Origin of the sequence: Lysinibacillus sp. FSL W7-1291, from assembly GCF_038593415.1 — a bacterium.
Classification (GTDB): Bacteria; Bacillota; Bacilli; order Bacillales_A; family Planococcaceae; genus Lysinibacillus; species Lysinibacillus fusiformis_D.
In genome coordinates this window covers 2,777,714-2,802,930 of record NZ_CP151994.1, presented here as the reverse complement: position 1 = coordinate 2,802,930, position 25,217 = coordinate 2,777,714, and the positions used below count along the sequence as shown (strand labels likewise).

Here is a 25,217-nt window from a genome sequence, read left to right as displayed (position 1 = left end):
ATAGTTGTTATATATCAGCGTTATGAAAAGGCTTTCGTTTAGTAAAGGAAAGCCTTTTATTTTGTTCATATTTACTTAATTTTCATTTAACTATTTCAAATTGATACGAAAAAATATAGAATAGTTATTGTAGTAGATTTTATTTCATAAGGAGAGTTAGAAATGTTCAAAATTCAAGAAATTCGTGAAATTATTAAATTAGTAGATTCTTCTTCAATTGACGAGTTTGTGTACGAAGTAGATGGCGCAAAAGTAAAACTAAAAAAGAATAATGTTATTGTTACAGAAACTGTAGCACCTAAAAAAGAAGTAGTAGCCCCTGTTGTACAACAATCTGCACCAGCAGAAGCTCCAGCAGTAACACCTGCACCAGCTAAAGTGGAAGAAGCTCCAGCTGCAGCTACATCAGCAACTAACGACCCTTCGTTACATAAAATTGTATCTCCGATGGTCGGTACTTTCTATCAAGCACCAAACCCAGATTCACCAGTTTACGTAAAACCAGGTGATAAAGTAGGAAATGAAACAATCGTATGTATCGTAGAAGCAATGAAATTATTCAACGAAATCGAAGCAGAAGTGCAAGGGGAAATCGTTGAAGTTCTTGTGAAAGATGGCGACTTAGTAGAATATGGCCAACCACTATTCCTTGTAAAAGCTGAGTAAGGAGTGCAAAACAAATGAAAAAAGTTTTAATTGCAAACCGCGGCGAAATCGCTGTGCGTATTATTCGTGCTTGTAAAGAGTTAGGCATTCAATCGGTTGCTGTCTACTCTGAAGCAGATGCGGACGCATTACATGTGAAATTAGCAGATGAAGCTTATTGCATCGGACCAAAGCTATCAAAAGATTCTTATCTTAGCTTCCCAGCGCTGCTTAGTGTAGCTGAAAAAACAGGTGCAGATGGTATCCATCCAGGATATGGCTTCGTATCGGAAAATGCTGATTTTGCTGAAGCTTGTGAAAACGCTGGCATTAAATTTATCGGTCCATCCTCTGATTCAATTAAAATTATGGGTATCAAGGACGTTGCACGTACAACAATGGAAGCAGCAGGCGTTCCACTTGTTCCTGGTACTGGTATTGTGCCAGATATCGAAACAGGTAAAGAATGGGCTGCTCAAATTGGTTATCCTGTCATCATTAAAGCAACTGCTGGTGGTGGTGGTAAAGGAATCCGTGTAGCTCGTACAGAAGAAGACCTTGTAAAAGGTATTGATATTACGCAAAAAGAGGCAGCTGCTGCATTCGGCAACCCTGGCGTATATTTAGAGAAATTCATCGAGTATTTCCGTCACTGTGAAATCCAAGTTTTAGCAGATGGCTATGGCAATGTAGTGCATTTAGGCGAACGTGACTGTACAGTTCAACGTCGTATGCAGAAACTAGTCGAGGAAGCTCCATCTCCAGCACTATCTTCTGAGCGTCGTGCTGAAATGGGTGCTGCGGCAGTAAAAGCGGCACAAGCATGTAACTACGAAGGTGCCGGTACAATCGAATTCATTTATGATTATCAAGAAGACAAGTTCTACTTCATGGAAATGAATACTCGTATTCAAGTGGAGCACCCAGTTACAGAAATGATTTCTGGTGTAGATCTTGTACAACAACAATTAAAAATCGCATCTGGTGAGAAGCTTCCATTCACACAAGATGATATTCAATTAAATGGTTGGGCTATTGAATGCCGTATTAACGCAGAAAATGCCTATAAAAACTTCATGCCATCAGCAGGAACGGTAGATACGTATGTAACGCCAGGCGGCTATGGTGTACGTATTGATTCTGCTGTCTATGCAGGCTATACAATCCCACCATATTATGATTCAATGGTAGCAAAACTCATTGTTCATGCGGATACACGTGAAGAAGCGATTGCGAAAATGAACCGCGCGCTAAGTGAATTCGAAGTATCTGGTCCTGGGATCAATACAACCATCCCATTCCACCAAGCACTAATGAACAATGACGTTTTCAAATCAGCACAATTCAATACGAAGTTCCTTGAAGAGAATGATGTATTGGGTGTAGCAGAAAAAGCAAAGTAAGCGTTCGCAATTTTAAAACCTTCTAACTTTTATTAGTTAGGAGGTTTTTTATATTTCCATTAAATTTTAATAAAACAAATAGCATTAACAACAAGAGAACCTTTTAGCAGCTCCTACTAATTTAGAATGACTGCTATTCAATATATAGAAGGTCGTTCTCAGGTGTTAGCATACCACCCTTAGTTGTATAGTCTCCAACTTTTCTGTAAAGCACGGCTGTCTTTATAGCATGACCTTCTTTAGCAAATACAAGTAGAAAAATATCTTCTCGGACATCTATTCCACTGGTGCTACCTTTAAACTGAATGTCCATTGTTACTTCAATAGCATCTCTCGTTGTATAAGGTCCATAAACTTGTGCTTTTTCCCAATCAAAAGTAGTCAATTGATTTAGTGAAACGATTTTTGAGCCACCATTAGCTTGCTCCATTATATTTTTTGCGAGCAAGGTATCTTCAGTAGCTCTATTTCCTAATAATAAAATAAGCATTGTAAAAATAATGACAGCCGCCCCAATACCCAACAACCATTTTCGTAACATCCTACACCTCTATTCTGAAACTATTTCTATATTATAGAAATGATACTATATAATAGAAGTTGGTGATAGTACAAAACTTTTGGATGAATGGGAGTTAATCAATAGATGCCTGTATACAATAAGCTTGTGAGAGATAAGATTTTAGACATTATTCAAGCGAAGGGTTTATCTTATCATGCGCGAGCCCTAGAATCTAATGAGCTATTGAATGCAATAAAAGCTAAGATGATAGAAGAAGCATCAGAATTTCATGACGCAAAAGATAGACAAGCAAATATGGAGGAGCTAGCGGATATACTTGAGCTTATTCATGCAGCCATAAGAGTGTTAGGTGTAAGCTATGAAGAGCTAGATGCGACTCGTGAGTATAAGAAAATAATACGTGGTGGATTTGAAAATGGGGTTTACCTAATAGATGTCGAGGATCAATAATTCCAATTCAACGATTCTATCGATAAATTAAAACGGCTTTCGACAGCCAAACCTTCCTTTTTATAGTATAATGAACGTAAGTACAGCACTTGTTTGTGATGTGTAAGGGAAAGGATGATATTTGTATGGCAGAGAAAGTAGGACAATCTTTCGTACAACCAACACCTTCTGGAAAAGAAGAGCTTGGAAAAATTGAGGTAGCAGCAGAGGTGATCGAAGTTGTAGCTGGGATTGCTGTCAATGAAGTTGAAGGCATTGCTGCAACTCGTGGAAATATTGCGACGGGTGTCGCTGAACGTTTCGGTAAAAAAGTACACAATAAAGGCATTAAATCAGGTGTAACGGAAACTGGTGAAATTGCTATTGATGTATTTTGCTCTGTGAAATATGGATATGCCATTCCTAAGGTAGCGAAGGAAGTTCAAACCCAAATACGACAAGCTATTTTGAATATGACAGCACTAGAAACAGCAGAAGTGAATGTGCATATTACAGGAATTCATTTCGAAAAAGAAGAAACTGTAGTACATGAATAAAAAGAAGGATTGCCCAACGATGATTTGTTCATCGCAAGGGCAATCCTTTTTTAGGAGGATTCTCTAGGATTCATTTGTATAGATGTGTATCGTTCATTTTTATAATTCAATATGCTTTGGCTTTCTCCAGAATAATGCAAGAATGACGCCAAGCACTAAGACGATTGTGGCAAAATAGTATGGATAGTTCAGATTCACATCGAACAATATACCACCTAAGATAGGGCCGAAAATATTACCAAGACTTGTAAACATAGAGTTCATTCCACCAACAAATCCTTGTTCATTTCCGGCGATTTTTGATAAATAGGAAGTAACTGCAGGACGAATTAAATCGAAGCCTACGAAAATAAAGAATGTAACAAATAAGATGGCAAAATAATGATTCACTATCGTCATGGCGAATGTTAAAACTGCTGAAAGGATTAGTGAGTAACGAATAACATTAATTTCGCCCATTTTCTTTGTCAGCCAATCAAATAGTATTAATTGAGCCAAGGCACCTACAATACCACTTCCTGTAATGATAATGGCGATATCAGATGGTGTGAACGCAAATTTGTGATCGACGAATAAGCTAAATAGCGATTCGAATGCAGCGAGGCCAAATGACAGAACGAAAATAAGAATGAATGGAATGAAGTAGAGCGGGCTAAAAACTCGCTTGACACTACCAACAATAGATGGTGCCGATTCTTCATTGTCTGTAGCACGTGTCGGTTCTTTTAAAAACATAAATGACAGGATAGCCGCGAACAGACCAAGTACTCCAGCTGCATAAAATGGTACACGTGTACCATATTCAGCTAAAAAACCACCGATGCCAGGACCGATTATAAACCCTGTGCTGATGGCTGCACTCATATAACCAAGTGCTTTTGGACGCTGTGCCAATGTTGTAATATCGGCAATATAGGCAGTTACGGCTGGCATAATGAAAGCTGCACTCACGCCACCTAGCATACGGGAGACAAAGAGTATTTCAACTGAACGACCAAAGCCGAATAAAAACTCTGAAAGTCCAAAAATAAAAAGACCTGCAACAATCATAATTTTGCGGCCAATATTATCGACAAGCTTACCAGCAATTGGTGATGCGATTAATTGTGTGATAGCAAAGGCTGCCACCATATAACCAACGACAGAGCCCGAAATATGAAGCTCATTCATAATCGTTGGTAAAACAGGGATGACTAAACCAATCCCTAAAAAGGCAATGAAAAGATTAGACAGTAAAATGGCTAAAGTTATATTTTGTTTCTTGCTCATAAAGTACTCCTTCTATTTGTTCACGATACATTTGTATTAAATCTACTAGATTATTTCCATGTAATACGATAAACCCTATAGTAACTATAGGGTCAAAAGATTTGTTTTCATTTTTAAAAGTTTTTATTAGTTTGGAAGTTTTCATGAGGAGTTATACGAATCCGTAGCTACTTTTTCGCAGAAATCATTGTTTCTTGTTTTTGCCTAATCTTTAATTCTACAATAAATTTCTTTTCTTTCTCCATCGTTAGAGTTGCTGGCATATATAGCTCATACACTTGTGATTCAAAAATTTCTTGCTGTGCCAACACATAATTTCTCAATTTTTCATAGAACGAAAAATAAGTATCGGGGTCATAAATAAAGGCAATGCATACATACTTACCAGCAGGGATGATGGTTTGCTGTACATTGGGTGAAAGCTTCGAAAATGTGCGCTCCGTTAAAAGAGGAGTGAAGACAGCATCATAAATAATATCATTGACATCTTTATAGGGCACAAGAGGATATGTACAACCATATCGACTATTTAAGACACTGCCTTCCTTTTCGATGATTTTAGTTAATGTTGCATAATATGTACTCGTGCTCGATGTTGGTGTTAATTCAGTTGTTGTCACTTGCAGAACGGGCATAGCTTCTTCTATCTGCATATAGACCTCACCAAAAATCGGGATATCAATTTGCTCCTGTAATTGTTTTTTCGTTTTCAGTAACGTATTTTTGGCTTCGTTTAAACGTGAAATCTTTTCGTTTATGCGTAGCTCTTGCTGTGCTAAAAAAGCAAGCAATTCTTCGGAAGTTAATGTCAGTGCTTTTTTTATATCTTCGAGCGTAACGCCGATATATTTAAGCGATTTGATAATGTCTAAATAGAAAAGCTGATTGCCTTTATAATAACGGTAATGGGTGTAGGGATCAGTATAAGCAGGCTTAAATAAATCAATTTGATCATAGTAACGTAACGTCTGAATCGATAAATTTGAAAGTTTGGCAACCTCACCAATGGTATAATAATGTTCCTTCATAAAATGGCCTCCACTAGTAATAGCTAAAGAAGTTTCGAATGGCATCAAAACGAATTTTATGCTTGCAATCCTCGCAGTAAAATAGGCGAGATTTTCGTTCCTTCATTTGTTTATATTGCTCCTCACCTTCCATCAATTTAAATGGTTTTTTACAGCTCGTGCATACAGCCTCATATTGCATTGTCAACACCTCTGAAGATTCTTTTTATTTTCTTCTTAAGTATACCATTATGGAAATGAAACCTTCATTTTTGAATAACCATATTTGATTAGAGGAGAGCTCGAATTGAATGAAAGGATAAATGAAGCAAAAAGTTCCTTGAAAAAGGTTTCAGATTATTGAAAACTTGCTTGAAATCGTGTTTCTCGGGCGATTTTATGCTATTATAAACCTTAATGCCACTTAAGAAGGAGAGCTTTACATGAAACGACATGAAGCACGCGAAAAAGCGTTGCAAGTTTTGTTTCAGCTAGACAACACGGATCTAACAGTTGAAGAAGCAATGGGCCATATTAAAGGTCAACCTACCAATGCCTTCTATGAAAAGATTGTGAATGGAACAGCTGAACATTTGGAGGAAATCGATGCTACATTAGAACAGCATCTTGAAAAGTGGTCACTTGCCCGTCTACCCAAAATTGAAAGAACGGTATTACGCCTAGCTGTATACGAACTGTTATACATGCCTGAAACACCAAAAAGAGTAGTACTAAACGAAGCAATCGAGTTATGTAAAACATTTGGCGAAGATAGTTCATCTAAATTCGTCAATGGTGTACTTTCTAAATTTACAGAACAAGAATAATGTGTTGAATTGGAAGGAGTAACGAAGGTTTATGTCAAGTGCAATTATTAATGGTAAAGAGATTGGTCAAGAAATTCGTAATGCTGTGGCGGAGCGTGTCATTCGTTTAAAAGAACGAGGGTTAACACCTGGTTTAGCGGTTGTATTAGTTGGAGACAACCAAGCTTCAGCTACATATGTGAGAAATAAACAAAAATCTTGTGAAGCAATTGGTATGTTCTCAGAACTCATTAAATTACCAGAAGAAACAACGCAAGAGGAATTATTAGCACAAATTCAACGTTTAAATCAACGTGAGGATATTCACGGTATTTTAGTACAATTACCACTCCCAAAACATATTGATGAGGATACAGTCATTGCAACGATAGCTGTCGAGAAAGATGTCGACGGTTTCTCACCTGTCAGTGTTGGGAAAATGATGCTTGGCCAAGAAACATTTTTACCTTGTACACCGTTTGGCGTGATGAAGCTTCTTGAGTATTCAGGAATTGAAATCGCTGGAAAACATGCAGTCATCGTAGGACGTAGTCATATCGTTGGTAAACCAATGGGACAACTATTATTGCAAAAGGATGCAACGGTGACCTATACGCATTCTAAAACGCCAGATTTGCCTTCATTTACAAAACAAGCAGATATTTTAATTGCCGCTGTTGGACGTGCGAACTTTATTACGAAAGAGCATGTAAAAGAAGGGGCTGTTGTCATTGATGTAGGGATTAATCGCGATGACAACAATAAATTATGCGGTGACGTAAACTTTGTAGAAGTGGATGGAATTGCGTCTCATATTACGCCTGTACCAGGCGGCGTAGGCCCAATGACCATCACTATGTTACTATTCAACACTGTGCAAGCAGCTGAAAATAAGCTTGCACAATAAATAACCTTACGAAAAAAGGCATCTCAACATTGTTTTGAGATGCCTTTTTTATGTGGCGTAAATTCAGAACTTTTATGCTGTTTTTGACGTCTAATGTAACGTTTGGGACATACATACTTAGAAGGAGGTTTTTATGGAAAATATCGATATTGTGTTAATTGTCAAACATATCATCATTGGTCTTGTCCAAGGTTTCACAGAACCCATTCCTGTATCGTCGAGTGGACATGTGATGATCGCCAGTGAAATACTTGGACTTGGGGAGCAAGGTTTTTACGTTTGCCATTTTAACAAATACAGCTTCTCTACTTGCTATTATGTATATTTATCGTGAGGATATTGTTCGGCTTATTACCCATTTTTTTCTTTATCTGAAGACACGTGAAAAGCGGTATCATGCAGATTTTCGCTTTACTTTGTATATCGTGATTGGTTCGATCCCTGCTGGCGTTTTAGGGGTGTTATTAAGTGATGTCATAGCTGATAATGTCAGTATGACAACGATTGCGCTCATGTTATTTGTCACAGGGGCCGCATTATGGTTAATACGTAATATGCGTGGCAAGAAAAAAGATGCAGATTTACGTGCGAAAGATGCCATTATTGTAGGATTGGGGCAAGCGGTTGCTTTAACGCCAGGCATTAGCCGTTCAGGAGCAACCATTATTTCAGCTATAGCTGTGGGGATGAAGCAGGATACTGCCTTGCGTTTCTCCTTTATGCTTTATATTCCTGTAAGTTTGGGTGGGGTTGTCCTAGGGATTACAGATTTTTTAGACGAACCGAATAAAGGTACATTAGCCTTGCCCTATGCAGCTACTTTCCTAGCAACACTCATTATGACTTATTTTGCGATGCGTTGGTTTATGGGCATTATGAAAAATGGTAAACTTAGCTATTTTACGTACTATTGCTTTATTGTAGGGACCCTTTTATTACTATTCTATTAAAATATAAAGTCTCATAACGACTCATGTTATGGGACTTTGTTTTGTAATGTATCACAATATACGGTTTCTAATAGTGAGAACGTGTAGGAATGTGTTATAGTTATTTTTCGATAGAGGAAACATCGTCGTTTTTTCTAGCGAAACTGCATTTTAGTCACGTCAACGACCGCAAAAAATGTTATGATAGGTGTAGTTTTGTGAAAAACTTGATTTTAGTAAAGGAGCCGAAAACATGTCCTCTGCTTCTTATTTAACTGTAAAAGCGTTAACAAAATATATTAAACGAAAATTTGATGCCGATCCACATTTACGCGAAGTATATGTAAAGGGTGAATTATCGAATGTTAAAATTCATCAATCAGGTCATATTTACTTTACATTAAAGGACGATGGTGCCCGAATAGCGGCTACCATGTTTAAAACAGCGGCCGCGAAGTTAGCATTTGAGCCAAAAGAAGGTATGCAAGTATTTATTCGCGGTGATGTAAACGTTTACGAAGGCTATGGAACCTATCAGCTCTATGTGCAGGAAATGCAACCTGATGGCATTGGAAGCTTATTTGTAGCCTTTAATCAATTAAAAGAGCAATTGCAAAAAGAAGGGCTTTTTAAACCGGAGTGGAAGCAGCCGATTCCAAAGTTTCCTGAAAAAATTGGTGTGTTAACATCGACAACCGGTGCTGCCATTCGAGATATTTGTACGACGCTAAAGAGACGATACCCACTGGCTGAGATTTTAATTTATCCAACACTCGTTCAAGGAGCACAAGCAGCCCCGAATATTGTGCAAAATATTCAACGTGCTAATCAGGAGGCAAGCTGTGACGTGTTGATAGTCGGACGAGGGGGAGGCTCAATCGAGGATCTTTGGGCATTTAACGAAGAAATAGTCGCAAGGGCTATTTTCGACAGTCGAATCCCTATTATTAGCGCAGTTGGTCACGAAACAGATACGACAATTGCTGATTATGTTGCTGATTTACGTGCACCTACACCAACAGCAGCCGCCGAAATGGCTGTACCAGATCAGGCGGAATTATTTCAACGTGTGCTTTCGCAAAAATCACAACTTCATCAGATGGTTAGGTCGCAACTTATGGCTGAACGTCAACGTCTAAATAAACTCCAACAGTCTTATCCATTGTCCATGCCCGAAAGACTTTATCGACCTTTTACGGAAAGATTAGCACAGCTTGAGTCCGGATTGCAGACAGCGATGCAAGTGGATTTGATGAAGAAAGGCGCCCAGCTTCAACAATTACATAGTACGGTGGAGCAACATTCACCCAAAAAAGCACTAGCGTTCCATCAACGGGAGCTTGAAGCACGCATCCAACAATTATCTCGTGCTACGACGTATTATGTGGCGAAGCAGCAACAACAATTCGAGGCAACTGTTAGAACATTAGAAGCTTTAAATCCACTATCCATTCTAACTAGAGGCTTTACAGTAGCATATAAAGATCAGCAAATGATTAAATCATCCACTGAGGTGCAAAAACAGGATCAGCTTACGCTCACTTTCCATGATGGAAAGGTAGTGGCTGAAGTGACGAATATCTTGCCAAAGAATGAGGGGGAATCGTTGTGACAGAAAAACAACAAACATTTGCAGAAGCCATGACGGCATTAGAAGAAATCGTTCGCCAGCTAGAGCAAGGCGATGTGCCATTGGAAAATGCGATTGATTTATACAAGCAAGGAATGGAGCTATCAAAGTTTTGCCATAGTAAGCTGCAACATGCAGAAGAGCAGCTTGTATCGATTGTCCAAGAAACTGGTGAAACAACAGCATTTGATCCACTAAAGGGAGAGAATTAGGAAATGAATGAGCCATTAAAGTACTTTATCGAAAGCAATATACCACAAATTGAAGAAACCATGTATGCACTTGTTGAAAAAATTGATGCACCAGCGGATTTAAAGGAATCCATGCTTTATTCATTAAAGGCAGGCGGTAAACGTATTCGTCCACTTTTTGTCTTAGCTGTGCTTGAGCTTTACCGTAAAAATCTACAGGACGGTTTGATTGTCGGTTCTGTGATTGAAATCATTCACACATATTCATTAATCCATGATGATTTACCGAGCATGGATAATGATGATTTCAGAAGAGGCAAGCCAACAAATCATAAGGTGTTTGGAGAAGCACTGGCTACGTTAGCTGGAGATGCTCTAAATACATTGGCATTTGGCATTTTAGCACGTATGGAAGTGTCTGCTGAAAAACGCATTGAACTTGTCCAATTGCTTAGCGTGGCAGCAGGCGCTGAAGGCATGGTTGGTGGTCAAGTACTTGATATGGAAGGGGAGCAACGTCAACTGAATTTAGCTGAACTGGAACAGGTCCATGTCAATAAAACAGGAGCTTTATTGCGCTTTAGTATTGAAGCGGGAGCTGTATTAGCAGATGTATCAGCGCAGGACCGTGCTACTTTGAAGGAATATGCGCATCATATCGGTCTTGCTTTCCAAATTCAAGACGATATTTTAGATATTGAAGGAACGACAGAAGAACTAGGAAAAACAGCTGGGAAAGATGTAGCTAGTGATAAAAGCACCTACCCAGCACTATTAACGTTAGAGGGAGCAAAAGAAAAGCTTGCTGAGCATTATCAACATGCCATTAATGCACTTGATCAATTACCAATAGATGTCAGCTTGTTGCGTGACTTTGCTGCGTATATTGTTCATCGTAAAAACTAAGAGAAAATTAAGGCGTTGAAGGAAAAGAATATGCTAGAATAGGTGGGAACGTTTGCAATATGCAAACAATGGAGTGTTCGTACTTTTAGCATATTGATAACACTGTTATAATGGTGGAAACACAATTGCGGTGAATATTTTATTGAAAAGGTGTGTGAGAAAGGTGGATTTAAATAAAATAACTAGTCCATCCTTTTTAAAAAACTTAAATAGGAAGGAGCTTGAGCAACTTGCTCAAGAAATTCGTACCTTCTTAATCGAAAAATGTTCTGTCACAGGCGGGCATATCGGGCCGAATTTAGGCGTAGTTGAACTAACGATAATGCTGCATAAAATGTTTGACAGTCCAAAAGATAAGTTTTTGTGGGATGTTGGCCACCAAGCTTACGTGCATAAAATTTTAACAGGTCGTGCGAGTCAATTTGACACCCTGCGTCAGTTCAAAGGGCTTTGTGGATTTCCAAAGCGCGTGGAGAGTGAACATGATGAATGGGAAACAGGTCATAGCTCGACTTCCTTATCAGCAGCCATGGGTATGGCAGCAGCACGTGATATTAAAAAAGAACAAAGCTATGTTATCCCGATCATTGGTGATGGCGCTTTAACTGGTGGTATGGCACTGGAGGCTTTAAATCATATTGGGCATGCGAAAACGAATATGATTGTCATACTAAATGATAATGAAATGTCGATTGCACCAAATGTTGGTGCTTTACACAGTGTTTTAGGTCGTTTGCGTACAGCCAAGGAGTACTCCAAAGCGAAAGAAGAGCTAGAATCACTCATTAATAAAATTCCTGTATTAGGTGGTAAGCTTGCTTCGACAGCTGAACGTTTGAAGGACAGCTTAAAATATTTAGTGGTATCTGGAGTGTTTTTTGAGGAGCTAGGTTTTAAATATCTTGGTCCGATTGATGGACATGATTTCGAGGCTCTTGAAACGACTTTATCCTATGCGAAAAAAGTGAAAGGCCCAGTACTTCTTCATGTGATTACGAAAAAAGGGAAAGGCTATAAACCTGCTGAGGACGATACTATTGGCAATTGGCATGGGACAGGTCCGTATAAAATTGAAAACGGTGCCTTTGTCAAGTCTGAGGCCAAGGGACCAGCTTGGAGTAGTTTAGTTGCTGAGACGGTACGTAAAATTGCTCATGAGGATAAGCGTGTGGTGACCATTACACCCGCTATGCCTGTTGGCTCCAAGCTACAAGGCATTCAAAAAGACTTCCCAAATCGTTTCTTTGATGTAGGAATTGCTGAACAACATGCAGCAACAATGGCAGCAGGTCTAGCCACACAGAAGATGAAGCCATTTTTAGCAATTTATTCTACATTCCTGCAACGTGCCTATGACCAAGTATTGCATGATATTGCTCGCCCAAATTTAAATGTCTTTATCGGTATTGATCGTGCTGGCTTAGTGGGAGCAGATGGAGAAACACATCAAGGTGTATTTGATATTGCGTTCCTTCGTCATATTCCAAACATGACGATTATGATGCCAAAGGATGAAAATGAAGGGCAGCATATGGTGAAAACAGCGATTGATTATGATGGTGGTCCTATTGCTCTTCGTTACCCACGAGGAAACGGTATAGGTGTGCCACTAGATGATGAGCTTGTCGCATTACCGATTGGTAGTTGGGAAGTATTGCGTGAGGGGAAAGATGCATCGATTTTGACATTTGGAACAACGATTCCAATGGCAATGGCAGCGGCTGACATGTTAGCACAGCAAGGGATCGACATTGAAGTAGTCAATGCTCGCTTTATCAAACCGATGGATGAAAATATGCTGCACCGTATATTAGCCGATCATAAACCGATTTTAACGATTGAAGAAGCAGTTCTACAAGGTGGGTTTGGTAGTGGTGTATTAGAATTTGCTCACGACCATGGCTATTTAAATGCGCTCATTGATCGTATGGGAATTCCAGATCAATATATCGAGCATGGTAACGTCGATCAACTTCTTGCAGAAATTCATATGACTGCAGAGGATACGGTTGCACGTATGCATGTATTACTTCAACAAAAACAGCAAGTAGGTTTGAATAAATAATGACAAAACAACCAAAAGAACGAGTAGATATTTTACTTGTAGAGCGTGGATTATGTGAAACACGAGAAAAAGCAAAACGTTCCATTATGGCAGGACTTGTTTTTTCGAATGAAATACGTATTGATAAGGCAGGCGAGAAAATTGCCGTCGATGCACCGCTACAAGTAAAGGGCTCTGATTTAAAATATGTAAGTCGTGGTGGTCTGAAGCTAGAAAAGGCCCTGCAAATTTTTGATATGTCTGTAGAAGGGAAGCTAATGCTTGACATTGGCTCCTCTACAGGCGGCTTTACAGATTGTGCCTTACAACATGGCGCAAGACATTGCTATGCACTGGATGTTGGCTCGAACCAATTGGCTTGGAAAATTCGCTCGGATGAACGTGTCACGGTCATGGAAAAAACGAATTTTCGCTATACCACGGCAGCTGATTTATCAGAAGGCTTACCTGCTTTTGCCACAATTGATGTTAGCTTTATCTCGTTGTCACTGATTTTACCAGTCTTAAAAACATTATTGCTGCCAGGTGGTGATGTTATGGCATTGGTGAAACCTCAGTTTGAAGCGGGGAAAGATAAGGTTGGTAAAAAAGGGATTGTTCGTGATAAAAAAGTACATTTAGAAGTATTAGAAAAGACGGCCACTATGGCGACAACGCTTGGCTTTGTCGTGAAGGATGCCTCTTTCTCTCCAATCACAGGTGGAGAAGGAAATATTGAATTTTTATTCCATTTAGTGAATCCTATTGGAGAAGAAGTCATCCCTGCATATACAGCTTTTAATGCACTCGTTGAAGAAGCGCATAATTCTTTAAAATAACACGTGCTCGCTTATTGAGCCGTGTTTTTTCTTGTGCTTTTTTGTTGAAAATGGTAGGGTGATTATACACATATACTATTATTTATAAGAGGTGATTTCGTTGAATAAAGGACAACGACATATACGGATTCGGGATATTATCGCCAATCATGAAATTGAAACACAAGATGATTTGGTCGATTTTTTAAAAGAAGCAGGCTATAATGTGACACAAGCTACGGTATCACGCGATATAAAAGAGTTACATTTAGTAAAAGTACCATTACAGGATGGTCGCTATAAATATAGTCTGCCCGCAGATCAGCGTTTCAACCCAGTCCAAAAATTACATCGTGCATTAGCAGATGCATTTGTAAGTATTGATGGCGCATCTCACTTTTTAGTGATGAAAGCTCTCCCGGGGAATGCAAATGCGATTGCATCCTTACTTGACCATTTAGATTGGCCAGAAATTTTAGGTACAATTTCTGGAGATGATACTATTTTAATTATTTGTCGAAATGAAAATGAGCGTGAAAATACAAAAAATCGCTTATTAGACATGCTTTAAAAAATGGGGAATTTGATTCAGAGGTGACAATTTGTGTTAAGAGAGCTTAGTATTCGAAACTTTGCTATCATTGAGGATTTGACAGTGAGTTTTTCAGAAGGCTTAACTGTACTCACAGGGGAAACGGGTGCTGGAAAATCCATTATCATTGATGCTGTGCATTTACTTGCGGGGGGACGAGGCAATACTGAATTTATTCGTCATGGCGCAAGAAAGGCAGAATTGGGTGGCTTATTTCAAATTTCGAGTTCGATTCATCCTGTTCTGAAAAAATTAGAAGAAGCAGGCATTGAAATAGAAGAAGATACCGTTATTTTACGCCGTGATTTAAATGATTCTGGTAAAAGTATTTGCCGTGTAAATGGAAAGCTTGTGCCCTTATCCGTTTTAAGAGATATTGGGGCAAGTCTCATTGATATTCATGGTCAACATGAAAATCAAGAGTTGATGGATGAAAAACAGCATATTAATTTGCTTGACCAGTTTGCAGAGGAAGAGCTGTCACCTATTCAAAAAACGTATAGTACCCACTATGATGAATACCGTTTACTCAAAAAAGACTTAGCCTCCATATCCATCGATGAACAATTGATGGCACAACGGATTGATTTGTATCAATTCCAAATAAAAGAGCTAGAGGAAGCCAATTTAAAGCTAGGTGAGGAAGATGAGCTCCTAGATGAACGTCGCCGTCTTATGAACTTCAATAAAATTTTTGAACGCTCTAGTGCAGCCTATGAGGCCATTCAAGGCGAATCGAAAGGGCTCGATTGGATTGGTGCTGCTATGGGCGCGCTAGAAGATGCTGCAACAGTTGACGAACAATTTAAAGAAGCTTCTGAAGCGGTGACAACTGCGTTTTATGCCTTGCAGGATGCAGCCTATCAGGTCAAAAATGTATTAGATGAATTAGAATTCGATCCAGCTCGTTTAAATGAGGTTGAGCAACGTTTAGCGTTATTGCAAAATTTAAAGCGCAAATATGGTTCTACAGTGGAAGAAATTTTAGCGTATTACGAAAAAATTAAAACAGAGTTAAATGAGCTGTTGAATCGTGATGAAATATTGCAAGTGAAAGAACGACGTGTGTTAGAAATGGAAGCTGTGCTCAGTGAGCTGGCGAGTGAACTTTCAACTGTACGTAAAGCTGCCGCCCAGCAATTAAGTGAAGCAATTATGGCAGAGTTACGTGAATTACATATGGAAAAAGCAAAATTTATTGTCAATTTCGATGAATTACCATATTGTGATGCTAACGGGAAAGATCAGATCATTTTCTATATCTCTACAAACGTTGGAGAACCGCCGAAGTCTTTACCAAAAATTGCATCAGGCGGAGAATTATCGCGCATGATGCTTGCATTAAAAACCATTTTTTCCTCTTCTAATGGCATTACATCCATTATTTTTGATGAGGTTGATACGGGTGTCAGTGGCCGTGTGGCGCAAGCCATTGCAGAAAAAATAGCCGCGATTTCCGTTAATTCTCAAGTTTTATGTATTTCACATTTACCGCAGGTTGCTGCTATGGCTGATCATCATTACTTTATAAAAAAAGAAGTGGAGCATGATCGAACATTTACATCTTTATCAGAGATTGATCAAGATGCTCGAATTGAAGAAGTAAGTCGCATGATGTCCGGAACAGAAATTACCGCCTTAACATTACAGCATGCAACGGAACTTTTAAAAATGGCGGATGAACGAAAAAAACAGATGCGTTAAATTTTTATGCCAGGAACAGTGTCTGCTGTTTCTGGCTTTTTTCATTTTGCACAAATATTTACCGCTTATAAGAATGGCACAACAACACATAGTAAAAAGACAAAAATGAAAAGGAGGTGTCGTATGAATCGTCATTGGCGTCAATTAGTCATTTTGCCTATGCTCATCTTTTTGTTAGTGTTGCCTATACAAGCTTTTGCCGCCAAAAAGCTTATACCAATGGGCGAAGCGATTGGAATTCAACTTCAATTATCACATGTATTTGTAGCACATGATGTACTGTTAGCTTCCAATCAGTGGATGAAGGGAGGTGCTGTGATTGAAAAAATAAATGATGTCCCAGTAAAATCTCTTGCTGATGCCAAACAAGCTGTGGCAAAGGATGGCCAACAGAAATGGACGATCAATAGTGGTGGCCAACAAATTACACTGGAGTTACAAGACCAAGAAGCAGAGCATGTCATTTCCTTTTTAAAAGATGAAACAGATGGAGTAGGAACACTGACTTATATTGATCCAGAGACAAAAAATTACGGTGCACTAGGTCATCAAATTGTCGATTCAACCCTACAAGAAGCCCCTGTTTTTAAAGCAGGCTCCATATTTTTAGCTTCCATCCAACAAATTCGCAAAAGCACACCGGGTCAACCAGGCTATAAAATTTCCTCCATTGAAAAGCACCAAGAACGACTAGGCAGTATAGATAAAAATACTATTTATGGTATTTTTGGCCGTTGGGAAGAGGGTTATCAACAAAGATTGCCCAAAGCCATAGAAATTATGCACGAAAAAGATATAAAAGCTGGGAAAGCTGAAATCTATACAGCCATTGAAGGCAGTAAGGTGGAATCCTTTACGATTGAAATTACAAAAGTTGAAAATGAACGCCTTGAATTTTTAGTATCTGACAAAAAGCTCATCGAAAAAACTGGTGGTATTTTGCAGGGAATGAGTGGCAGTCCTATCATTCAAGACGGACGTTTTGTCGGTGCTGTGACACATATGTTTGTGGAGGAGCCGAAAAAAGGAGCAGCACTAACTGTAGCAGAAATGTTAAGAAGATCTTCCTAAAAAAATGATGAATGGTAAAAATCCGCTTTTTTCCGTGAGCATAGCAAGAGCCGCAGGAAGCTACGCGGATTTTTACCTTTTCAACAAGTATTTCTGATAACTTCCTGAAGGAGTCATGATATTTAAAAAAACTGTAGTTTTATCTACATTTTTTATCTAAAATAAGTAATAAGAGCATTCGACAGGTTGCAGCTATTTAGCGTAACTTGTCGATATAAAAAGAAAGTATCGGACTACATACTCATTTTTGGAAATAGAAAAGGTTTTTAAAACAAAAATGTCGAAAATTCCACAGTGTGCCAAAAACGGCATTTAGGGGTTAGGTTAACGCTTTGAGGTGTTCAAAGCAAGTCCAGAAGGAGGAATTGAAATGACAAAGGTAAAAGTAGCGATTGCAGATGATAATCGTGAGTTATTAAAAACAATGGAGCAGTATTTTCAAGGACATGCCGAAATAGAAATTATTGCAACTGCTTCAAATGGGAAAGTTTGTCTACAAATGCTTGAGGAATTCACACCAGATATTTTACTTCTAGATATAATAATGCCTCATCTTGACGGTTTAGCTGTATTAGAGTCCATGTATCAAAATGAGAAAATGGCATCCATCCAAGTCATTATGCTAACAGCTTTTGGCCAGGAAGATGTCATGAAACAAGCGGTCGATTTAGGGGCTTCCTATTTCATGCTAAAACCATTTGAATTCGATCAATTGGTACAAAAAATTCTACATTGTGCTGGACAGAAGGCGACACTTCCGAAAAAGACAAGCGTGTTACAACCGACAGTACCTCAAAAATTAAATCAGCATCAATTAGACAGCACGATTACGGCCATCATTAAAGAAATCGGTGTACCTGCACATATTAAAGGGTATTCTTATTTACGTGAAGCCATTCAAATGGTCTTTGAGGATATTGAGCTACTAGGATCTGTGACAAAAATTTTATATCCGGAAATCGCGAAAAAATTCAATACGACACCATCTCGCGTGGAACGTGCCATCCGACATGCCATTGAGGTTGCGTGGAATCGTGGCAATTATGAATCCATTTCGTCGATGTTTGGCTACACTGTGCATCACTTAAAATCCAAACCAACAAATAGTGAATTCATTGCCATGATCGCAGACAAAATCCGCATTGATATGATGGCTAGCTAAACGCCTAGTCTTAGCGGACATTGACAGAAAAACTGATTATAGCAATTATACTGCATATTTTTATAACGCCTTTTTTAGACAGTTTAACCACTGTTTAGAAAGGCGTATTTTTATGTTTCTTATAATCGAAATGGACCGTTATATGTTGGATTGTTCCGCAAAAAAGCCTTGGTTTATTTTCTATAAAATGTACCCTCATGTACTTAAACTTTGTTACCTTAAGCCTTAATTTCAGCAAAAAAGCAAAAGATAATGCTACGCCTTTTCATAAACATCAAATAAAAATATAGGCAAATAAGGCAACAGTAGATTTTACTTATGACTTTGGTTATACTGCTTGGTAATAGTTTATTTTTTCTACCCCGTCTGTTTGGGGTATTTTTTTATTGCATTCATTGATTGAGAAGTAATTATAAAGTAGGTGTTCAAAATGAAAACTGTAAATTTCCAACTGGATGGAATGAATTCGCTAGAAATCACACAAATAGAGGAAAATTTATTTGAGGTGCGTGTCGCATTAGATGGTAAAATAAGTATGAATTATATGAATCGTGAGCAATTGAAACAAATTGGTTCCACTTACTATATTGAAAATAGCCAAATATGTATTGATGACCTATTGAAAAATTAAAAAAATGTAGTATAAAAGAACTAAAAAGAACTATGATTAAGTGCGATGCAACCCCTTACTACCTGTTCTAGGAATACGATTGTTCAATCTAATCTAATGGAATAACTTAGAAAATATCATCAATTATAATAAAAAAACACAAAAACAAGCAGAAAAATAGTGTTAAATAACTAATTTATTTTTTTAAAAATAAAATATTGTCGGATATATTAATGGTTTAGTAGTACTATTTTCTTTCTAGGTAGTGACAATGGTCTCTAAACAAATGGAAGGTGATTGTATATACTTACATGTAGAGGGAAGGAGGAGGTAGCTTGATTCTAGTTCGAAATGAAAACTTCGAAATTTCTGAAGAAAATGGCAAGGTATTTATGCTTACTTTTAATGCCGGTTTCCCATTAAAAGAATTTGATAGCATTCTACGTAGTCATCCACGACTTAAATTATCTAATTTTTCAATTTTAAAAACCGTGTTGTCAACCCAAAATACAAGCCTGGTTGAAATTGGTCGCTGGCTTCCGAATGTGGAAGCTGAAATAGCACGTGATAAAATGTCAGCCTCTATTTTTATATATGAAACGCTCGAATATATTCAAAATAATCACGAAAAATTGACACAACAAGTACATGAAACACTTGAAGAAAAAGGCATTGTACATGGAATATTAGATTTTGATATTTCGAAGGCTGAGCCAGGAAAAGCATTTTTAATTGCTCAAGGAGAACCACCTGTAGCAGGAATGGATGCACAAATTACATACTTACCTAAGCCAGAGAGAAAGCCGGTCATTCGTGACGACGGTAAAGCAGATTACTATGATATGAATTTCATTTCAGAAATTTCAGAAGGCTCATGGCTAGGTGAAAAGATTCCTGCTACATTAGGTAAAGCAGGGAAAAATGTGCTAGGTGAAGTAGTTGCTGCTGTACCGGGGCGAGATTTTCCTATAAAATACGATACAAAATCTGCCTATGAAGTGGAAGAGGACGGAAAAGTTGTAATCCGCTCGAAAATTGCCGGTGTTTTAGATGATGTTAAGGGGATGATTGGTGTAAACCGACACCTTCCTATAAACGGCGATGTTGGAGTGGAAACAGGCAATCTCGAATTTAATGGTTCACTTAGTATTAAAGGAACGGTGACAAGTGGCTATACAGTGATTGCGACTGGTGATATTTCCATCGATGGTGCAGAGGGTGTAAGCGGTGCCAAGCTTATTAAATCCATTGAGGGTGACGTTTATATTCGTGGGGGCATTTTTGGACTCGGTTCAACAATAGTGGAAGCAGGGGGCAATATATTTGTAAAGCATGTGAATGAAGCGAATTTATTTGCAGGTGATAGTATTCATATTGGTTTTTATGCGCTAGGCTCACAGCTTTCTGCCCATTCCATTTATGTGGACGAACGAAAAGGTAAAATTATTGGGGGACGTGCGGTAGCTAAAAATACTATTGTCACGGCCATTTCAGGCAATCGCTTAGAGCGCCGAACTGATTTGATAATTGAAAGCATCAATAAGCAAGAAAATAATTCTGTCATGCAAGAAAAAGCAGCACAGCTAAAAGAAATTCAAGCGGAAATTTCTGCCCATGAGATGAAAATGAAAAGCTTATTGCCATTTCTCAATCAAATGTCCAAAGAACAAACGGCTTCATTTGAAGAGACAAAGCAAGCTTTAACAAAATTAAAGGCTGAAGCCTTAACATTAGATCGTGAAGTTAAAATATTAATGGATGAAATGCGTCATGTCGGAAAAGAAGAAATTATTGTAACAAAAGAGGCACATCCTGGTACGTATATTCAAATTGGTAGAAAATCATCGTTATTAAGCAAAATGACGAATGGTAAATTCCTGCTCGAATTTGGTGAGTTAAATGTCTAATTCATCATGTATCCCTGTCTTTGCACATCGAGGTGCATCTGCTTATGCATTGGAGAATACCTTTCAGGCTTTTGAAAAAGCATTAGAGCTAGGGGCGGACGGGATTGAATTAGATATTCAATTTTCAAAAGAGGGATTACCTGTAATCTATCATGATCCACAGTTATCAAGACTCGTCGGCACCAATAAACTGGTGAGTGATTGTACGATAGAGGAGCTTCTGCGCTTTAAACTAGGAAAGCCTTGGAGACGTCTATTTTCATCGTATAAAATACCAGCATTTGATGCGGTTTTAGCATGGGCAAATCAACAGCAGCTACCATTGAATATTGAATTAAAATCAACGATCCTGGACAATAGAAGTGGTCTGATTAACTTCCTTCGAGGCTTAGTTCTGCCAACGGGAAGTCATTTTTCGTCCTTTCACTACGAGCTTCTAGAGATTGTGAAAGCGCATAGACCTGAATATGAAACAGCTCTTATTGCCACGAAAAAAATAAAATGGGATTTGCTAGCTGATTATCAAGGGGCTGACTGTGTCCATATGCATAAAAGATATTATAAACCAAGATACTTAGAGGCTTGTGTCACAAGTGAGAAAGCATGCCGTTTTTATGCAATAGATGGCTCAGAGCCTTTCTTAACAAATCCACATCATGCTGTGATTGGTTGGATTACAGATTATCCTGATAGAGTCATCGCAGCACAGCAGCGTCTATAAAAATAGCTATCCAGTAAGTCAGTGAGACTTATGTGGATAGCTATTTTTATTTTTTCTGAAAGCGTGGTGCTACTTTTCCATTTTTTCGGTCGCGATGTAGTAAAAATCCTGCGAAAAATCCAAAGCCTATTACAAAGAAAATAACACCTACTACAAATTGTAGCCATAAAAATGGGAATGGTGAAATGAGTTTACCAAATAATGTATCACGCATAAATTTAATGCCACCTGCAGCCATAAGACCTGGAATAAGCATTACAATAAATGCAGCTAAACGGGCCATGCATACCCCTCCTTATTCCTATGATTAATTGTACCTGTGGATGATGGAATGTCAAGGAAGGGAGAAATCAATATAATATTTTTAAATAAAAACGAGGAAGGACATAAAGTAGCGGCTGTAACAGAATGTTTAGAAAATTCTTACTTAAATAAGAATATGTAATAATAGTTGCGAAATTGTGAATTTGTCAGTATTGTAAAAATAAGTGGAGCAATATTATCCATTACTAAACAATTTTTTCTTCATACATTGGGGTCTAAACACCTACTGAATAAGAGGGGCTCAGTTTTACTGAGATGGCAACGCGATGGAGACAGGATTGTTAGATAAAACTTGATTGGATGGGCATTTGGGGATGCACTTTCCAAAGCAAAGGGGCGAGTTTCATGGAAATCTTCAAGTATATGGAAAAGTATGATTATGAACAATTGGTATTTTGCCAAGATGAAGCATCAGGGTTAAAAGCGGTTATCGCTATCCATGATACGACACTTGGACCAGCACTAGGTGGAGCACGTATGTGGACATATGCATCAGAAGAAAATGCAATTGAAGATGCGTTACGTTTAGCAAGGGGTATGACTTACAAAAATGCTGCAGCTGGTTTAAACCTTGGCGGTGGAAAAACGGTCATTATAGGTGACCCATTTAAAGATAAAAATGAAGAAATGTTTCGTGCATTAGGTCGTTTTATCCAAGGATTGAATGGCCGTTATATTACAGCCGAAGACGTAGGTACAACGGTATCGGATATGGATTTAATCCATGAAGAAACAAACTATGTAACAGGAATTTCTCCTGCATTTGGTTCTTCAGGTAACCCATCTCCAGTAACAGCGTATGGCGTTTACCGTGGTATGAAAGCGGCGGCAAAAGAAGCATTTGGTTCCGATTCATTAGAAGGATTAAAAGTTTCTGTACAGGGTCTAGGAAATGTAGCCTACAAGCTTTGCGAGTATTTACATAATGAAGGGGCAAAACTTGTTGTAACAGATATCAATCAGGCGGCCATTGATCGAGTTGTTAATGACTTCGACGCTATTGCAGTGGCACCCGATGAAATTTATGCGCAGGAAGTCGATATTTTCTCACCATGTGCATTAGGCGCTATTTTAAACGATGAAACAATTCCACAACTAAAAGCGAAAGTGATTGCTGGATCTGCTAATAACCAATTAAAAGATTCTCGCCATGGTGACTATTTGCATGAATTAGGTATCGTCTATGCACCAGACTATGTGATCAATGCTGGTGGCGTGATAAACGTTGCAGATGAATTATATGGTTATAATCGTGAACGTGCAATGAAACGCGTTGATGGTATTTATGATAGTATTGAAAAAATCTTTGCTATTTCTAAACGAGATGGCATTCCAACATATGTGGCAGCGAATCGCTTAGCTGAGGAACGTATCGCTCGTGTAGCGAAATCTCGCAGCCAATTCTTAAAAAATGAAAAAAATATTTTACACGGTCGCTAATCGACATGGTTGATACATTATGAGAAGTCGCATTGTCGACTTCTTCTATTTTCAACCAGAAATAAGGATCTCGATGAAGTGAAGCTAAAGCTCTTCTAAAGCAAGAACTAACCGTTGGAAAATTGGTAAGTTGGTTGTTTAATAGATAGATTACTTTAGCATTTTTCTCAAAAGGGGGAATAAACATGGCTCAAAATTATGATGTTGTCATCTTAGGTGGAGGTACAGGCGGATATGTTGCTGCCATTCGAGCTGCGCAGTTGGGCTTGAAAACAGCTATTGTAGAACGTGAACGCTTAGGCGGAACTTGCTTGCATAAAGGTTGTATCCCAAGTAAAGCCTTACTTCGAAGTGCGGAAGTATACCGCATGGCTAATAAAACAGCTAGTGACTATGGTGTCGATATTGAAGGTGTGACATTGCAATTTGACAAAGTTCAGGCTAGAAAACAAGCCATCGTTGAGCAATTAAGTCAAGGTGTGAATACACTGATGAAAAAAGGCAAAATAGATGTTTATCATGGTACAGGGCGAATTTTAGGGCCATCTATTTTCTCTCCTATGCCAGGCACGATTTCTGTAGAGATGTCCAATGGTGATGAAAATGAAATGCTTGTTCCTACAAACGTTGTCATTGCAACGGGTTCAAAGCCTCGTGGAATGGCAGGCTTAACGGTTGATGGGCAATATGTGCTGAATTCAGATCATGCCTTAGCGTTAGAAAAATTACCAAAATCATTATTAATCGTTGGTGGCGGTGTCATTGGAATTGAGTGGGCATCTATGCTATGCGATTTTGGTGTGTATGTAACGATCGTCGAATACGGTCCATCGATTTTACCAGCAGAAGATGCAGATATCGTCAAAGAAGTGACGAAACAGCTTGAAAAACGAGGTGTTCGCATTGTGACGAATGCTCGACTAGATGCGAGTACATTCAAAATTGAAAATGATAACGTTTTCATTTCAGCGACGGTGGATGATAAAGAAGAAATTTTTGAAGCAGATAAACTATTACTTTGTGTAGGACGTGAGGCGAATACGCAAGGTATTGGCTTAGAAAATACAGAAATCGAAGTTGAAAATGGCTTTATTAAGGTGAATGATTCCTATCAAACGAAGGAATCCCATATGTATGCTATAGGTGATGTGATTGGTGGCTTACAATTAGCACATGTTGCTTCTCATGAAGGAATGGCAGCTATTGAACATATTGCAACAGGTAAAACAGAGAAATTGGATGATTTGAAAGTACCAAAATGTGTTTACTCATATCCAGAGGTTGCCAGCATTGGCTTGACAGAGCGTGCTGCAAAAGAACGTGGATTTTCATTAAAGATTGGTAAATTCCCATTCAAGGCTATTGGGAAAGCATTAGTTAATGGTGAGGCAGAGGGCTTTGTCAAAATTATTGCGGATGAAGAAACAGATGATATTTTGGGTATTCATATGGTAGGGCCTCATGTGACCGATTTAATTGGGGAAGCATCATTAGCGAAAGTATTAGATGCAACGCCATGGGAAATTAGTCAGGCTATTCATCCACATCCATCGTTAAATGAGGTTTTAGTGGAATCTGCTTTAGCGGTTGATGATCGTGCTATCCATTTTTAATTTTCTGAA

General features: G+C 38.5%; 25 protein-coding genes and 1 pseudogene. 21 read left to right on the top strand and 5 right to left on the bottom strand.

Annotation, left to right across the window (positions count from 1 at the left end; all coding sequences use genetic code 11):
• Positions 1-162 precede the first annotated feature (162 nt).
• Both accB and accC read left to right on the top strand, forming a co-directional pair.
• On the top strand, positions 163-666 hold the full coding sequence (accB, locus tag NST76_RS13540; protein ID WP_036116828.1) for an acetyl-CoA carboxylase biotin carboxyl carrier protein: 504 nt from the start codon (positions 163-165) through the stop codon (positions 664-666).
• A 14-nt stretch (positions 667-680) separates the two neighbouring features.
• Positions 681-2,048, top strand: coding sequence for an acetyl-CoA carboxylase biotin carboxylase subunit (gene accC / locus NST76_RS13535; protein ID WP_089934541.1), 1,368 nt, complete (start codon positions 681-683; stop codon positions 2,046-2,048).
• A 133-nt stretch (positions 2,049-2,181) separates the two neighbouring features.
• Here accC and NST76_RS13530 read toward each other — a convergent pair whose 3' ends face one another.
• Positions 2,182-2,589, bottom strand: a complete 408-nt coding sequence (locus tag NST76_RS13530; RefSeq protein WP_338651440.1) for a hypothetical protein — start codon at positions 2,587-2,589, stop codon at positions 2,182-2,184.
• Between the two features lie 105 nt (positions 2,590-2,694).
• On the opposite strand from NST76_RS13530, the gene NST76_RS13525 reads away from it, so the two are divergent.
• Together NST76_RS13525 and NST76_RS13520 are read left to right on the top strand one after the other, a co-directional pair.
• Entirely contained in the window at positions 2,695-3,021 is a 327-nt protein-coding gene (locus NST76_RS13525) for a nucleoside triphosphate pyrophosphohydrolase (RefSeq protein WP_036122750.1), read from the top strand.
• Between the two features lie 125 nt (positions 3,022-3,146).
• On the top strand, positions 3,147-3,557 hold the full coding sequence (locus NST76_RS13520) for an Asp23/Gls24 family envelope stress response protein (RefSeq protein ID WP_036122753.1): 411 nt from the start codon (positions 3,147-3,149) through the stop codon (positions 3,555-3,557).
• A gap of 99 nt (positions 3,558-3,656) precedes the next feature.
• On the opposite strand, the gene NST76_RS13515 is transcribed toward NST76_RS13520, so the two are convergent.
• The 3 genes from NST76_RS13515 to NST76_RS13505 all read right to left on the bottom strand — a co-directional run bounded on the left by NST76_RS13515 (position 3,657) and on the right by NST76_RS13505 (position 6,035).
• On the bottom strand, positions 3,657-4,826 hold the full coding sequence (locus NST76_RS13515) for an MFS transporter (RefSeq protein ID WP_058844027.1): 1,170 nt from the start codon (positions 4,824-4,826) through the stop codon (positions 3,657-3,659).
• 167 nt (positions 4,827-4,993) lie between these two features.
• Complete coding sequence (locus tag NST76_RS13510) at positions 4,994-5,854, bottom strand: MerR family transcriptional regulator (RefSeq protein WP_058844028.1); 861 nt, start codon at positions 5,852-5,854, stop codon at positions 4,994-4,996.
• A gap of 13 nt (positions 5,855-5,867) precedes the next feature.
• On the bottom strand, positions 5,868-6,035 hold the full coding sequence (locus NST76_RS13505; protein ID WP_089934537.1) for a DUF2197 domain-containing protein: 168 nt from the start codon (positions 6,033-6,035) through the stop codon (positions 5,868-5,870).
• A gap of 241 nt (positions 6,036-6,276) precedes the next feature.
• Here NST76_RS13505 and nusB point away from each other — a divergent pair, with 241 nt between their 5' ends.
• The 15 genes and pseudogenes from nusB (at position 6,277) to NST76_RS13430 (ending at position 21,831) form a co-directional block, all read left to right on the top strand.
• Positions 6,277-6,660: a transcription antitermination factor NusB gene (gene nusB, locus NST76_RS13500; protein WP_036122758.1), complete on the top strand. Its 384-nt coding sequence runs from the start codon at positions 6,277-6,279 to the stop codon at positions 6,658-6,660.
• 31 nt (positions 6,661-6,691) lie between these two features.
• Positions 6,692-7,546: a bifunctional methylenetetrahydrofolate dehydrogenase/methenyltetrahydrofolate cyclohydrolase FolD gene (folD, locus tag NST76_RS13495; RefSeq protein WP_058844029.1), complete on the top strand. Its 855-nt coding sequence runs from the start codon at positions 6,692-6,694 to the stop codon at positions 7,544-7,546.
• 133 nt (positions 7,547-7,679) lie between these two features.
• A pseudogene (locus tag NST76_RS13490) lies at positions 7,680-8,496 on the top strand (undecaprenyl-diphosphate phosphatase).
• Positions 8,497-8,728: 232 nt separating this feature from the next.
• Entirely contained in the window at positions 8,729-10,087 is a 1,359-nt protein-coding gene (gene xseA / locus NST76_RS13485; RefSeq protein ID WP_058844031.1) for an exodeoxyribonuclease VII large subunit, read from the top strand.
• A complete protein-coding gene (gene xseB, locus NST76_RS13480; protein WP_008179899.1) occupies positions 10,084-10,317 on the top strand; it encodes an exodeoxyribonuclease VII small subunit in 234 nt (77 codons plus the stop codon). The genes xseA and xseB overlap by 4 nt, the downstream gene beginning before the upstream one ends.
• A 3-nt stretch (positions 10,318-10,320) precedes the next feature.
• Positions 10,321-11,202 (top strand): polyprenyl synthetase family protein, encoded by an 882-nt coding sequence (locus NST76_RS13475; RefSeq protein WP_340811486.1) that lies wholly within the window; start codon positions 10,321-10,323, stop codon positions 11,200-11,202.
• Between the two features lie 163 nt (positions 11,203-11,365).
• A complete protein-coding gene (gene dxs, locus NST76_RS13470) occupies positions 11,366-13,267 on the top strand; it encodes a 1-deoxy-D-xylulose-5-phosphate synthase (protein ID WP_036122781.1) in 1,902 nt (633 codons plus the stop codon).
• Positions 13,267-14,085 carry a TlyA family RNA methyltransferase gene (locus NST76_RS13465; RefSeq protein WP_036122784.1) on the top strand — a complete coding sequence of 273 codons (819 nt, stop codon included), beginning with the start codon at positions 13,267-13,269 and terminating at the stop codon, positions 14,083-14,085. The genes dxs and NST76_RS13465 overlap by 1 nt, the downstream gene beginning before the upstream one ends.
• Positions 14,086-14,185: 100 nt before the next feature.
• A complete protein-coding gene (gene argR / locus NST76_RS13460) occupies positions 14,186-14,635 on the top strand; it encodes a transcriptional regulator ArgR (RefSeq protein WP_004231170.1) in 450 nt (149 codons plus the stop codon).
• Positions 14,636-14,668: 33 nt separating this feature from the next.
• Positions 14,669-16,360, top strand: a complete 1,692-nt coding sequence (recN, locus tag NST76_RS13455) for a DNA repair protein RecN (RefSeq protein ID WP_342543998.1) — start codon at positions 14,669-14,671, stop codon at positions 16,358-16,360.
• A gap of 123 nt (positions 16,361-16,483) precedes the next feature.
• Entirely contained in the window at positions 16,484-17,431 is a 948-nt protein-coding gene (locus NST76_RS13450) for a SpoIVB peptidase S55 domain-containing protein (RefSeq protein WP_036122795.1), read from the top strand.
• A gap of 370 nt (positions 17,432-17,801) precedes the next feature.
• Entirely contained in the window at positions 17,802-18,593 is a 792-nt protein-coding gene (gene spo0A, locus NST76_RS13445) for a sporulation transcription factor Spo0A (protein WP_036122798.1), read from the top strand.
• Between the two features lie 430 nt (positions 18,594-19,023).
• Positions 19,024-19,224, top strand: coding sequence for a hypothetical protein (locus NST76_RS13440; protein WP_058844033.1), 201 nt, complete (start codon positions 19,024-19,026; stop codon positions 19,222-19,224).
• 314 nt (positions 19,225-19,538) lie between these two features.
• Positions 19,539-21,110 carry a FapA family protein gene (locus tag NST76_RS13435; RefSeq protein WP_058844034.1) on the top strand — a complete coding sequence of 524 codons (1,572 nt, stop codon included), beginning with the start codon at positions 19,539-19,541 and terminating at the stop codon, positions 21,108-21,110.
• Positions 21,103-21,831 carry a glycerophosphodiester phosphodiesterase gene (locus tag NST76_RS13430; RefSeq protein ID WP_058844035.1) on the top strand — a complete coding sequence of 243 codons (729 nt, stop codon included), beginning with the start codon at positions 21,103-21,105 and terminating at the stop codon, positions 21,829-21,831. The genes NST76_RS13435 and NST76_RS13430 overlap by 8 nt, the downstream gene beginning before the upstream one ends.
• A 46-nt stretch (positions 21,832-21,877) precedes the next feature.
• On the opposite strand, the gene NST76_RS13425 is transcribed toward NST76_RS13430, so the two are convergent.
• Positions 21,878-22,114: a DUF2627 domain-containing protein gene (locus tag NST76_RS13425; protein ID WP_004231186.1), complete on the bottom strand. Its 237-nt coding sequence runs from the start codon at positions 22,112-22,114 to the stop codon at positions 21,878-21,880.
• Positions 22,115-22,500: 386 nt separating this feature from the next.
• Here NST76_RS13425 and NST76_RS13420 point away from each other — a divergent pair, with 386 nt between their 5' ends.
• Positions 22,501-23,595, top strand: coding sequence for a Glu/Leu/Phe/Val dehydrogenase (locus NST76_RS13420; protein ID WP_048392303.1), 1,095 nt, complete (start codon positions 22,501-22,503; stop codon positions 23,593-23,595).
• Between the two features lie 185 nt (positions 23,596-23,780).
• A complete protein-coding gene (gene lpdA, locus NST76_RS13415; RefSeq protein ID WP_058844036.1) occupies positions 23,781-25,208 on the top strand; it encodes a dihydrolipoyl dehydrogenase in 1,428 nt (475 codons plus the stop codon).
• The last annotated feature ends 9 nt before the right edge of the window (positions 25,209-25,217 follow it).